The organism is Kineosporia sp. A_224 (assembly GCF_002198655.1).
Taxonomy (GTDB): Bacteria; Actinomycetota; Actinomycetes; order Actinomycetales; family Kineosporiaceae; genus R-H-3.
Genome location: NZ_MWLN01000107.1, coordinates 38,310 through 50,605, shown reverse-complemented (window position 1 = coordinate 50,605; position 12,296 = coordinate 38,310). Strand labels below are relative to the sequence as shown.

Genomic DNA, 12,296 nt, shown 5'->3' with positions numbered 1-12,296 from the left:
GGACGGAAGCCGTCCTGGTTCGAGACGCCCCGCCGGTCAGAGGTTCGACAGCGCGGCGGAGTAGATCTTCGGGATGTCGGCGGGCGTGGCGGCGACGTAGCTGGCCCCCTTGGTCGCGCGCGCGATCTCGGCGAGGCTCTCGGCGTCGGCATCGGGGCCGTAGGCGATCGTGATGACGCGGATCTCCCGGCCGCCCGAGATGCTCTTGATGAGCTTGAGCAGGCCTGGCAGCTGGAGGCCGCCGTCGGCGTCGTTCCTGCCGTCGGTGAGGACGACGACGGCGTTGATACGGTCGTCGCGGTAGCGGTCGAGGACGCTCTGGTACGCCGCTGCGACGCTGTTGTACAGGCCGGTGTCGCCGTTCGGCCGCAGGTCGCGCAGGGCCGCGGCGATCGCCTTCCGGCGGACTTGGTCACCCACCGCGCCGTCCATCGGGCCGACCGGGACGAGCTCCTCCGAGTCCTGCACGCCGCGGACGCCGCCGGAGAACGTCCACAGGCCGACCTCGTCGTGGTCGGTGAACAGCCCGAGCGACGCCTCGGACGCCTCCACGGCGGCGTCCAGCCTGGTCTTCGACGACCCCGGGACCGGCTCCGCCATCGACCCGGACACGTCGACGAGGCTGATCACGTTGGCGGTCTTGCGCAGCTCGGCCCAGCTGTCGAGGATCTCGCCGGTGATCCGCGGGGACGGCGGCGTGAGCACCCGCCGCGGCTGGTCGGGGATGACGCCCTGCGCCAGGCCGTCGTCGCCGGGCCGGCCGGCGGCGTCGCGGAAGTGGTTGTCCTGCCACTGCTTCTGGACACCCGGACTGAGCAGGTACGCCAGGAACGCGTCGGCGGCCTGCCGTTTCGCCGGTGTCACCCAGGGAGCGCTGAGGAGCGCGTACGGGTGGTCCGCGACGAAGGTGCCCTCCTTCGGGTACACCGCGACCAGCGGCACCTGCGGTGCCGGGTGCTTGCCCGCCAGGGCGGGGTCCCCCGTCGGGTTGCCCTCGTTGTACGACGGGACGAGGTTCTCCTCGGTGACCAGGGCGGAGATGTACTGCAGCGCCTTGCCCTTGTCGTCGGCGCGCAGCCAGTCGGACTGGAACGACGCCGTCGTGTCGCCGTACCGGACGACGGACTGCTCGACCCCGGCGACGAACCGGCGGGTGGTGGCGGCGGAGATGTCCTTCGAGCGCAGCCCCGACATCCGCCCGACGGCCGCGTAGTACGTGGCGACGGTGCCCTCGAGGCCGGCGTGGGAGAAGTTCGGGTTGGTCTTGCCCAGGCTGAACCGGCCCCACTCCGGGTGCCCGTAGGCGCCCCAGCCCTTGCGCGACGACGCGAGCGTGAGCAGGTCCGCCCACCCGATCGGCTTCTCCGGCCAGCCGAGCGCCGTCGCCATCGGGCGGGGCATGGCGACGACCATGGGGGACGACGCCAGGTGCGGCACGTCGTCCGGCGTCGGGATGAGGCTCGAGCGCTGCGCCTTGACGAGCCGGTCCTCCAGCAGCGGCAGCCAGATCGAGCCCGTCGGCGACCAGACGTCCGGGCGCTCGCCGTCCCGCTCGGGCCAGCCCGCGGCGAGCGCGGTGGCCGCGGCACCGGACGACTTGGGGACCACGGTGACCTGCACGCAGCGACCGGCCCCGTCCTTGCCGGACCGGGAGAACTCCTCGCCGAAGCGGGTCATCAGGGCGGCCTTGTCCGCCGACGCGGCGACGACGAGCGGCGTCGCCGGAGTGCTGCACCGGGCGGCCGCCAGGGCGGCCGGGACGGCGGTGGCGTCGTCGCCCCCGTGCCGCGTCACGACGACGGCCGCGGCGGCACCGAGGGCGGCGACGAGCGCGGCCGCGGTCAGGACCCTGGTACGACGCCGCCGGCGGCGTCGGTGCTCGGCTACGGCCGCCAGGAACTCCGGCGGCGCGACGAACTGCGGCATGCCCCACTCCCCGATGAGCACGATCCACGAGGACCGTGCGGCACGAAGCATGCCCGGATCATGGCGTCGGCGAAAGGCCGGATTCGTACCGTGTCCGGCCTGTCACGATCAGGTCCCGACCGGTGCTGCACTGGGGGCCGGCAGCAGCGCAGGAGGGGGGCTGGCTGCAGGGTCCGCCCCCGTCCGCGCGCCTAGGGTGTTCGTCGTGCCTCTGATCGTCACCGACGCGCTCACGATGCGTTTCGGCTCCATCACCGCGCTCGACGCCCTCACCCTGGACGTCGAGCCCGGTGTCGTCGGGCTCGTGGGCGCCAACGGCGCGGGCAAGTCCACGCTCATCAAGATCCTGCTCGGTCTGCTCCCGGCGACCGAAGGGCGTGCCGAGGTGCTCGGGCTCGACGTCCGCGAGGCCGGCGAGGCCATCCGGGAGCGCGTCGGGTACATGCCGGAGCACGACTGCCTGCCAGCCGACACCACGGCGACGGAGTTCGTCGTCCACATGGCGCGGATGTCCGGGCTCCCGGCGACCGCCGCCCGCGAACGCACCGCCGACGTCCTGCGGCACGTCGGCCTCTACGAGGAGCGCTACCGCTCGATCGGCGGCTACTCCACCGGTATGCGGCAGCGGGTCAAGCTCGCGCAGGCGCTCGTCCACGACCCGCAGCTCGTGCTCCTCGACGAGCCGACGAACGGCCTCGACCCCGCGGGCCGCGACGAGATGCTCGGGCTGATCCGCCGGGTGGGCAGCGACTTCGGCATCTCCGTGCTCGTCACCTCGCACCTGCTCGGTGAGCTCGAGCGGATCTGCGACCACGTCGTCGTGATCGACGGCGGGCGCCTCCTGCGGTCGTCGTCCACGGCCGACGTCACCGGGGTGAGCGGGGTGCTCGTCGTCGAGGTGGACGACCGGGCCGGCGACGTCGCCCGGCTGCTGCGCGAGGGCGGCCTCGACGTCCGCCCGGCGGGCCGCCTGCTCGAGGTCGTGCTGGACGGCGAGGGCACCTTCGACGCCGTCCGGGACGCCGTCGCCGGGCTCGGGCTCGGCCTCGTGCGCATGGAGCGCCGTCGGCACCGCATGGCCGAGCTCTTCGAGACGCCGCGCGAGGAGGCGCACGATGTCGACGTCCCCTGACGGCCGGACGGCGTCCGCGCCGCCCGGCGGCGGTGTCATCCACGACATCGGCTACCGGCACTACGAGGGTGCGCGCCTGGGTCGCGCCGCGATCGTCCGGGCGCTGTACGTCGACAGCCTGCGCAGTGCCTTCGGTCTGGGGCGGTCGGCGAAGAGCAAGGTGATGCCGTTCCTGCTGCTCGCGGCGATCGCCTTCCCGGCCTTCGTCGTGGCCATCGTCATCAACGTGACCGGCCAGGACGAGTTCCCGTTCGAGCTCACGTCGTACGCGTTCCTGCTCTACGTCCCGCTCTCGCTCTACGTCGCCGGGCAGGCTCCCGCGAGCGTCAGCAGGGACCTGCGGTTCCGGGTGGTGTCGCTGTACTTCTCGCGGCAGCTGCTGCGGCAGGACTACGTCGCCGCGAAGTACGCGGCCCTGTCCACCGCGGTCCTCGGCCTCCTCGCGCTGCCGCTGCTGCTGCTCGGCGCCGGAGGGCTGCTCGCCGGTTTCCCGGCGTCCGACACGCTCGCGCAGCTCGGCCAGGGGCTGGTCGGCGCGGCGGTCACGGCGCCGGTGATGGCCGGTGTCGGCCTGCTGCTGGCGTCCGTCACCCCGCGTCGCGGGCTCGGGGTCGCGGCCGTCATCGCGTTCTTCGTCGTCGTCACCGGTGTCCAGAACGCGCTCCAGGGCCTCGCGGTCACGCAGGGCCGCGACGACCTGGCGACGTGGACGACCCTCGCCGCGCCGATCTCGACGGTGGACACGATGATCGCGTGGCTCTTCGGCACCGAGCCGACGGCGAGTGTGGTGCTGCCGGACGGCGCGCAGGGGCTGGCCTGGGTCGCCGCGGCCGCGGCGCTCGTCGTCGTCCCGTACCTGCTCCTGCTGGTCCGGTACCGCACGGTGTCCGTCTCATGAGCACCGTCGTCATCGACCAGGTCTCGCGCTGGTTCGGCAACGTGGTCGCCGTCAACGACGTGAGCATGACGATCGGCCCGGGCGTCACCGGGCTGCTCGGACCCAACGGTGCGGGCAAGTCGACGCTCATCGCGATGATGGCCGGCTTCCTCGCGCCCTCGGCCGGCAGCGTGACGATCGACGGCGAGCCGACGTGGCGCAACGAGCAGATCTACCGTCGCCTGGGCCTGGTGCCCGAGCGCGAGGGTATGTACGACGTCGTCACCGGCCGCGAGCTCGTGCTCGCGAACGCGCGGCTGCACCTGCTGCCCGACCCCGAGTCGGCGGCAGCCCGCGCGGTGGCGACGGTCGACATGGAGGCGGCGCAGGACCGCGAGATCTCGACGTACTCCAAGGGCATGAAGCAGCGCATCAAGATGGCGACCGCGCTCGTGCACGACCCGTCGGTCCTGCTGCTCGACGAGCCGTTCAACGGCATGGACCCGCGCCAGCGGCTGCACCTCATGGAGCTGCTGCACCGGATGGCGGACGACGGACGCACGGTCCTGTTCTCCTCGCACATCCTCGAGGAGGTCGAGCAGCTCGCCGGCAGCATCGAGGTGATGGTCGCGGGACGGCACGCGGCGTCCGGCGACTTCCGGGAGATCCGCCGTCTCATGACCGAACGGCCGCACCAGTACACGATCAGGTCCAGCGACGACCGGGCGCTCGCCGCCGCGTTGATCGCGCACGGGTCGACGTCCGGGGTCGAGCTGCGCGAGGCCGCGCTGCACGTCCGGGCCGCCGACCGCGCGGCCTTCGTGCACGTGCTGCCCCTGCTCGCCCGGCACCACGACGTGCGCCTGTACGAGGTGGCACCGGCCGACGAGTCGCTCGAGAGCGTCTTCTCCTACCTGGTGGAGCGATGAACGCCACTGTCGCCCGGCTGACCGTCCGCGGGCTCCTCGGCCGCCGCCGTGCCCTGCTGCTGCTCGTGCTCCCGCTCGTCCTCGTCGGGATGGCGGCGGTCGTCCGTCTCGTCGCCGGGGCGGACGACGGGACGGCGGTCGGCCTGGTGGGCGGGTTCGGCCTCGGCACGATCGTCCCCCTGGTGGCCCTCCTCGCCGGGACCGGGTCGATCGGCCCGGAGATCGACGACGGCTCGATCGTCTACCTGCTGTCCAAGCCGATCAGCCGGTTCACGATCCTGGTCAGCAAGCTGGCCACGGCGGTGGTCGTCGCGCTGGGGTTCGGCGCGCTCCCGGTGGGCGCCGCCATGCTGGTGCTCGCGCAGTCGCCCGGCGCGCTCGTCGTCCCGTACCTCGTCGGAGCCGCCGCGGCGTGCACGGCCTACGCGGCGCTGTTCCTCTGCCTGGCCGTCGTGACCCGCAACGCGGTCATCGTCGGTCTGCTCTACGCCATCGTGTGGGAGACGACCGTCGCCGGCTTCGTGCCCGGCGCCCAGAACCTGTCGGTGCGGCAGTGGTCGCTCGGCCTCACGGAGGCGATGCTCGGCGCGGACGCCGACCGGTTCGGTGTCGCCGCCGCCGTCGCGGCGTCGACGGGCGGGGCGCTGCTCGCCGTCCTCACGGTCGCCGCGACGTACTACGGCGCCCGGCGCCTGGAGACCCTACCGCTCACGTCGGCCGAGTGAGGCATCACCACCGTCTCGGGCAGGAGTGATCGGTCTCCACACCGTCTCCATCCCGGATCCACCGGCTCTCCCGACGCCACCCACAGCCTGGCCTGACGAGCCAGAGCCCCAGGCGGTCGATCGGACCTCCTGGGCGGGAGGAGCCAGTGATGACCGGGTCGAGTGCGCGGACGGCCGGCAGCGGCGCTGCCGCCGGGGTCCGCATCAGGGTGCCGCGACGTCCCGCGGGCTGGGGGACCAGGGTGCGCCTGGCGCGCCATGGCACGCAGGCCGTGGTCGTCGGGCTCGTCGTCTGGCAGGTGGTGCAGCACGCCCGGTCCGGAGCGGCGTCCGCCGAGGCGTTCTGCCCCTTCGGAGGCTTCGAGACCGCCTGGACCTGGGTGACCACCGGTCGGACGGTGGCCCACGTCCACACCGCGAACCTCGTGCTCGCCGCGGCCGTGGTGGTCCTGGCCCTGGTCGGCCGTGGGTTCTTCTGCGGCTGGCTCTGCCCGCTCGGCACGCTGCAGGGGCTGGTGCACGCCGCGGGCCGCGCGGTCGGCGACCGGGTGGCGCCCCTGCGCCGGCTGCGGCGCCGGCTGGGGCAGGGCGCCCCGGCAGCCCGCTGGGGCCGGGTGGACCGGGTGCTCCGGTGGGGGCGGTGGCTGGTGCTCGGCTGGGCGGTCGGCGGCGCCGCACTCACCGGGACGATGGTCTTCCGGGAGGTCGACCCGTGGGTGGCCGTACTGTCGGTCGTCGAGTTCGAGATCAGCACGGCGTTCGTGGTGCTGCTCGTGACCCTGGTCGCCTCGGTCGTCGTCGAGCGGCCGTTCTGCCGCTACGCGTGCCCGCTCGGAGCGGCGCAGTCGCTGCTCGGCCGGCTCAGCCCGATCGCCGTCCAGCGGGACGCGTCGGCCTGCCTCGGGTGCGACCTGTGCAACCGGGCCTGCCCGATGGGGATCCCCGTGAACACCCGGACCCGGGTCACCGACACCACCTGCCTCGGGTGCCTCGAGTGCGTCGCTGCCTGCCCCAGCGAGAAGGGCCTGGCTCTCACCGTCGCCCTCCCGTTCCCGGGGCGGCGGTCATGAAGCGCCCGCCGGAGAACCTGCTCCTGCCCCGCAGCGCCCGTGCCCTGCCGACCCGGACCCGGCTGCGGACCCGACCGGTCCCCGTGATCCTGTACGTCGTCGGCCTGCTCCTGCTGCCCGTGCTCGTGGTCGGCGCCGGGGTCGGCGCCGGCTGGTGGGCCACGACCGGTGCGACCGCCGTGCGGCAGGCCGACGGGGCGCAGCCCGGCGCGGACGGCGGCACCGCACCGGCGGCCCCCGTCGACCCGGCCGACGTCAAGGGCTCGATGACGGTCCAGCAGGTGGTCGACGCCTTCCCGCCCGTCACCGCGGCCGAGGTCCTCGCCCGCTTCGGTGCGCCCGCCGGCACCCCGGCGTCCACCCCGCTGAAGACGCTGGTGGAGGCCGGCGACGGCACGGACATCCCCGCGATCAGGACCTGGCTCGCGGAGCGCACGACCGGGTGAGCGGTCCCGGGGCAGCGACCCGGACTGTCACGCGGGCGGCTCCGGCCGCCGCTCCGCCTTCGCCTCACGGGCCGACCGGTCGACGTACGTCTGGCCGCCGAGCGCCAGCAGGGTGTCGCGGAGGACGGCGACGATCTCGTCGGCGGCCATGGTCCGCGCGTCGATGGGCAGCGGCGGCGAGACGCGCACCTGCACGAGCGGCCGGCGGCCGGGGCGGCGGGTGTACCGCGTCGTGACCGCATGCACGGGGACGTCGGGGCTGCCCTGCAGGACCGGCAGCAGCACCCGGCCGTGCAGCCGGTGCAGCTTCGTCGGGTCGGGCGAGCGCGTGCCCTCCGGGTAGAGCCCGACCATGCCGCCGTCCGCGAGCGCGAGGGCGGCCATGCCGATCGCCCAGTCGGTGGCTGCGGCGTCGCCGCGGCGCAGCGGGATCTGGCCCATGAGTCGGAAGAACGCGGCACCACGGCCCTGGAAGACCTCGAGCTTGGTGAACGCGGTGACCCGCCACCAGGCGCTGATCACCAGGACGACGGGGTCGAGCGCGGACACGTGGTTGCCCACGAGGACCGCAGCCCCCGGTGCGACGTTCTCCGCGCCCTCGACGTCGACCCGCCAGCGCAGGCGCAGCGCGCGCATCAGGGCGATGACCAGCCAGTAGGAGCGGGCCCGGCCGGGCCGGCCCAGGCGGATGCCGGGGTACAGCACGCGGCCGGCCGCGAGGTGTGCGGCGTAGCCGTCGGCGGGTGCGGCGGTCGGTCCCATGCCGACCATCATCGTCGCTCGGCCGGGCCGAGCGACCAACGGCCCAGGTCGGCGGTCCGCCGCGCGACGAGGCTGAAGGTGACGCGACCCCGGCCCGCGGGTGGTGCGGCCCCCGCGCCGCCAGGCCGGTCAGCGCGCCGGGCGGTGATGTCCATGACGACCATCGGACCGGACCGGACCAGCGAGCGCCGCCGTGCCCTGGTCCCCGTCGTCGCTGTCGTGGGGCTGGTCGCGGTGCTCGCGGTCGTCCTGTTCGCGGTGACCCGGCCGGCGAAGGTCTGGGACCCGGCGACGCCGCAGGGCGTGGTCCAGACGTACGTGACCGCCGTCCTCGCCGGTGACACCGTGGCGGCGGCGGACCTGCTCGCACCTGGCAGCCCTTGCGCTGCAACCGATCTCGACCGGACCTTCCTCGACCGGGACACCCGGGTCGACCTCGTCGGCTCGACCGTGCAGGGCACGCAGGCGCAGGTCCGCGTGCGCGTCGGTGTCGACCCCGGGGCGGACCCGTTGGGCGACAACGGCGAGGAGCGCACGTTCAGGCTGACCCGTACCACCTCGGGATGGCGCATCGACGGCATCCCGTGGCCGCTCTACGAGTGCACCGGGAGGCTGACATGATCGCCTCGGTCCTTCTTCTCGCCCTGCTCGTCGTCGGGGTGGTCGTCGTCGTCCGGGCGGTGGCCCACCGGCCCGGTGCCACCGCGGCCCGGACCTCCTCGCTGCGCGAGCTGTTCACGTACGTGCTGCTGCTCGTCGCCGTCCTCGTGACATCGACCGGCACCGCGGGCCTGCTCGGCCAGCTGCTCGACCGCTACGCCACGGACGGCCCGCTCGTCACCGGGTCCGTCGAAGCCGCCCGGAACGGCGCGTTCGTCGTCGTGGGCCTCCCGCTGGGCCTGCTCGTCGGGCTCGTCATCCGGCGGGCCCTGCGCGACGACCCGGCCGAGCGGACCTCGTTCGGCTGGGCGGCCTACGTCACCGCCGGCACCGTCGTCCCGCTCGTCGTCGCCATGGTGGCCGTCCACGACAGCCTCGGTTGGGCCCTCGGTGTCGACCCCGAGAACCCGCGCGCGGTGGCCCGGGCGGTCGTGTGGTCGCTCGTCTGGCTCGTGCACTGGCGGCTGGACCGCGCCCTGACCCCCTCGGACCACGCGACACCGCATCTGCTGCTCGGGTCGGCGCTCGGCCTCGGGACGACGGTCGTCGGCGCCGTGGGCACCGTCGGCAACTCGCTCGACCTGGCGTTCGGGCTGCAGCGGGACACGTTCGTCGACCCGCAGGACCAGCTCCGCCGGGCGGCGGCGACCCTGCTCGTCGGCGCCGGCGTGTGGACGCTCTACTGGTGGCGGCACGCCTCGGCCCGGCCCCGGGGGCAGTTCACCGACGCCTACGCCCTGGCCGCCGGCACCCTCGTCGGCATCGTCGCCGGTGTCGTCGGCACGGTCTGGGCGGTGAGCGACGGCCTCGTCTGGGCCCTGGGCTCGCCCGCCGCGGCGGGTGCCGTCGAGCACTTCCGGAACACGCCGCACCTGCTCGCGACCGCCGCGGCCGGGGCCCTGCTGTGGTGGTACCACACGGGTCTGCTGGCCCGGCCGGTCGCGACGGCACGGCCCGGGCGGGACGAGGCGCACCGGCTGCGCGACTACGCGTCCGCCGCCCTGGGGCTGCTCGCGACCTGCGTCGGCGGGGTGATGCTCGTCGTCGCGCTCGTCGACGCGCTGACCCGCTCCGTCGCGGTCGCCGGCACCCCGGCGGCGAACGTCGCGCTCGTCGCGGTGTCCGCGCTCGTCGTCGGCCTGCCCGTCTGGTGGCTCGCCTGGCGGACGGCGCAGGCCGCCTGCCGGACCGCCCCCGGGCCGGAGCGGGCGTCGGTGACCCGGCGCACGTACCTCGTCGCGGTCACCGGGGTCGGTGTCCTCGTGGCGGTCGGCGCCCTCATCGGCGTCGTCTACCTCCTGCTCGAGGACCTCTTCGCCGGCGCCCTCACGCTGGGGACGCTGCGGTCGCTGCGGTACGCCCTCGGCGTCCTCGTCGTGGCCGCGGCGGTGGCCGGCGCGCACGCCGCGCTGTTCCGCGCCGAGCGGGCGCTGCGCCCGCACGCGGTGCAGCGGGTGCGGTACGTCGTCCTCGTCGGTGCGGGCGACCCCGCGGTCGCCCACGAGGTCGCGGCCACCACCGGGGCGCGGGTGCTCTCCTGGCCGCGCACGGACGGCGCCGGACCGGTCTGGTCCGTCGCGGACGTCGCGCGGCTCGTCGCGGCGTCCCCGGGCCCGGACGTCGTGGTCGTCCAGACCCCGGACGGCCTGCTCGCCGTCCCCGTCGACCGGCAGCGCGGTGACGTCGCGGCGGTGACGGTGCCGCTCGTGCCGCCGGGCCCGCCGGCCGTCCCGGCGCCGTCCGCGGACGGCGGGACGGTGACGACCTCCTAGGGTTGGTGCATGGCGCTCTCCATCGGTGCACACGTCGACCAGGAAGACCCCGTCGCAGAGGCGGTGGCCCGCGGCACGGACGTCGTGCAGATGTTCCTCGGCGACCCCCAGAGCTACAAGGGTCCCGTCGTCCGGTACCCGGGCGGCGCGGCCGCGCTCCGGGCGGCCGCCGAGGCCGCGGGGGTCGCCCTGTACGTCCACGCGCCGTACCCGATCAACGTCGCGGCGACGAACAACCGGATCCGGATCCCCGGCCGCAAGCTCCTCCAGCAGCACGTCCACGCCGCCGCCGAGATCGGCGCCCGCGGTGTCGTCGTCCACGGTGGTCACCTCGGCGCCGAGGAGGACGCGGGCGCCGGCTTCGACAACTGGCGCAAGTGCGTCGACGGGCTGGACCTGCCGGTCCCGCTGCTCATCGAGAACACGGCGGGCGGCGACAACGCGATGGCCCGCAGGCTCGAGGCGATCGACCGGCTCTGGGAGGCGGTCGGCCGGGCCTCCGGCGCCGAGAACGTCGGGTTCTGCCTCGACACCTGTCACGCGCACGCCGGGGGCATCGACCTCGTCGACGCCGCGGCGAAGATCAAGGCCATCACCGGCCGGATCGACCTGGTCCACGCGAACGACTCACGCGACGAGTTCGACTCCGGGGCCGACCGGCACACGAACTTCGGGTCCGGGTTCGTCGACGGCGACTCGCTCGTGGCCGTCGTCCGGGAGGCCGGCGCACCGGTCGTCTGCGAGACCCCGGGCGGTGTCGAGGGCCAGACCGCCGACATCGAGTGGCTCCGCGCGCGGGTCTGATCGGGTGGCTCGAACCGCCCGCGGCGCCGATCCGAGGTGCGTAGGCTCCCCGGCATCCTGACCACAGCCCTGCATCCAGGAGGCCGCCGGTGACGCGCGTGCTCATCGGTGCGTTCGCCGCGCTGGTCATCGCGCTGGGTGGCACGCGGGCGTTCATCCCGCTGGCCACCCGCCGGGGGTGGGGCCAGTTCGTCCGGCACGACGGCCCGACCATGCACAGCACCAAGCGCGGCACGCCCCAGATGGGCGGCCTCGTCATCATCGCCGGCTCGGCGGCCGGGTACGCGATCGCTCACCTGCTCACCCGGTCCGGCCCGACCGTGTCCGGGATGCTCGTGCTCTTCCTCATGGCCGGGATCGGGTTCGTCGGCTTCCTCGACGACTGGACCAAGATCTCCCGCGAGCGGTCGCTCGGCCTGCGGCCGGCGCAGAAGCTCGTCGGGCAGACCGCCGTCGCGGTCGTCTTCGCCCTCCTGGCGACCCGGTTCTCCCGCGACGGTGTCACGCCGGCGAGCTACCGGATCTCCGTCGTGCGGGACACCTGGCTGGACCTCGGCTTCCAGGGTGCCGTCGTCGGGGTCGTGCTGTTCGTGCTGTGGGCGAACCTCATGATCGCCGGCGCGAGCAACGGTGTGAACGTCACCGACGGGCTCGACGGTCTGGCTGCCGGAGCCTGCGCCATGGTGTTCGGCGCCTACGTGCTCATCGGCGTCTGGCAGTTCAACCAGAGCTGCCGCTCCGTGGGTTCGCCCCGGTGCTACGACGTGCGCGACCCGCTCGACCTGGCGGTGGTCGCCGCCTGCGTGGCCGGTGCCTGCATCGGCTTCCTGTGGTGGAACGCCTCACCGGCGCGGGTCTTCATGGGTGACACCGGCTCCCTCGGGCTCGGCGGGGCGCTCGCCGGGCTGGCGATCATGACCCGTACCGAGCTGCTCATGATCGTGCTGGGCGGGCTCTTCGTGCTCGAGACGATGTCGGTGATCCTCCAGGTGGGCTTCTTCAAGGCGACGAAGCGCCGAAACGGCGGCGTCGGCAGGCGGCTGTTCCGGATGACCCCGATCCACCACCACTTCGAGCTGCTCGGCTGGGAGCAGATCACCGTGACGATCCGGTTCTGGATCATCTGCGGCGTGTGCGTGGCGACGGGTCTCGGGGCCTTCTACGCCGAGTGGGTCGTCGACGGACTCTGACCC

12 protein-coding genes are annotated in these 12,296 nt (G+C 74.1%); 10 read left to right on the top strand and 2 right to left on the bottom strand.

All coding sequences use genetic code 11. From position 1 onward, the window contains the following. Nucleotides 1–36 precede the first annotated feature (36 nt). Nucleotides 37–1,977 carry a substrate-binding and VWA domain-containing protein gene (locus EDJALFJO_RS08875; protein ID WP_088284281.1) on the bottom strand — a complete coding sequence of 647 codons (1,941 nt, stop codon included), beginning with the start codon at nt 1,975–1,977 and terminating at the stop codon, nt 37–39. 184 nt (nt 1,978–2,161) lie between these two features. Between EDJALFJO_RS08875 and EDJALFJO_RS08870 the strand changes: the two genes are divergently transcribed. From EDJALFJO_RS08870 to EDJALFJO_RS08845, 6 genes are all read left to right on the top strand, one after another. After that, nucleotides 2,162–3,058, top strand: coding sequence for an ABC transporter ATP-binding protein (locus EDJALFJO_RS08870; RefSeq protein WP_369812504.1), 897 nt, complete (start codon nt 2,162–2,164; stop codon nt 3,056–3,058). After that, the gene (locus tag EDJALFJO_RS08865) at nt 3,042–3,956 is read left to right on the top strand and encodes a hypothetical protein (protein WP_088284279.1); all 915 of its coding nucleotides are present in this window, start codon (nt 3,042–3,044) and stop codon (nt 3,954–3,956) included. Before EDJALFJO_RS08870 ends, EDJALFJO_RS08865 begins: the two co-directional genes overlap by 17 nt. Next, a complete protein-coding gene (locus EDJALFJO_RS08860; RefSeq protein WP_088284277.1) occupies nt 3,953–4,864 on the top strand; it encodes an ABC transporter ATP-binding protein in 912 nt (303 codons plus the stop codon). The genes EDJALFJO_RS08865 and EDJALFJO_RS08860 overlap by 4 nt, the downstream gene beginning before the upstream one ends. Then, nucleotides 4,861–5,589, top strand: a complete 729-nt coding sequence (locus EDJALFJO_RS08855; protein WP_088284275.1) for an ABC transporter permease subunit — start codon at nt 4,861–4,863, stop codon at nt 5,587–5,589. Before EDJALFJO_RS08860 ends, EDJALFJO_RS08855 begins: the two co-directional genes overlap by 4 nt. A 149-nt stretch (nt 5,590–5,738) precedes the next feature. Next, nucleotides 5,739–6,659, top strand: a complete 921-nt coding sequence (locus EDJALFJO_RS08850; RefSeq protein WP_088284273.1) for a 4Fe-4S binding protein — start codon at nt 5,739–5,741, stop codon at nt 6,657–6,659. Next, on the top strand, nt 6,656–7,105 hold the full coding sequence (locus tag EDJALFJO_RS08845; RefSeq protein ID WP_088284271.1) for a hypothetical protein: 450 nt from the start codon (nt 6,656–6,658) through the stop codon (nt 7,103–7,105). Before EDJALFJO_RS08850 ends, EDJALFJO_RS08845 begins: the two co-directional genes overlap by 4 nt. A gap of 27 nt (nt 7,106–7,132) precedes the next feature. Here the strand turns inward: EDJALFJO_RS08845 and EDJALFJO_RS08840 are convergent, their stop codons facing one another. Continuing rightward, nucleotides 7,133–7,867, bottom strand: coding sequence for a 1-acyl-sn-glycerol-3-phosphate acyltransferase (locus tag EDJALFJO_RS08840; RefSeq protein ID WP_158220349.1), 735 nt, complete (start codon nt 7,865–7,867; stop codon nt 7,133–7,135). Nucleotides 7,868–8,020: 153 nt separating this feature from the next. Here EDJALFJO_RS08840 and EDJALFJO_RS08835 point away from each other — a divergent pair, with 153 nt between their 5' ends. The 4 genes from EDJALFJO_RS08835 to mraY all read left to right on the top strand — a co-directional run bounded on the left by EDJALFJO_RS08835 (nt 8,021) and on the right by mraY (nt 12,293). Then, the gene (locus EDJALFJO_RS08835) at nt 8,021–8,488 is read left to right on the top strand and encodes a hypothetical protein (protein ID WP_088284267.1); all 468 of its coding nucleotides are present in this window, start codon (nt 8,021–8,023) and stop codon (nt 8,486–8,488) included. Further along, complete coding sequence (locus EDJALFJO_RS08830) at nt 8,485–10,299, top strand: DUF5671 domain-containing protein (RefSeq protein ID WP_143448392.1); 1,815 nt, start codon at nt 8,485–8,487, stop codon at nt 10,297–10,299. Before EDJALFJO_RS08835 ends, EDJALFJO_RS08830 begins: the two co-directional genes overlap by 4 nt. Nucleotides 10,300–10,308: 9 nt before the next feature. Next, nucleotides 10,309–11,103, top strand: coding sequence for a deoxyribonuclease IV (locus EDJALFJO_RS08825; protein WP_088284263.1), 795 nt, complete (start codon nt 10,309–10,311; stop codon nt 11,101–11,103). An 89-nt stretch (nt 11,104–11,192) separates the two neighbouring features. Beyond that, nucleotides 11,193–12,293 carry a phospho-N-acetylmuramoyl-pentapeptide-transferase gene (gene mraY / locus EDJALFJO_RS08820; RefSeq protein ID WP_088284261.1) on the top strand — a complete coding sequence of 367 codons (1,101 nt, stop codon included), beginning with the start codon at nt 11,193–11,195 and terminating at the stop codon, nt 12,291–12,293. Nucleotides 12,294–12,296 lie beyond the last annotated feature (3 nt).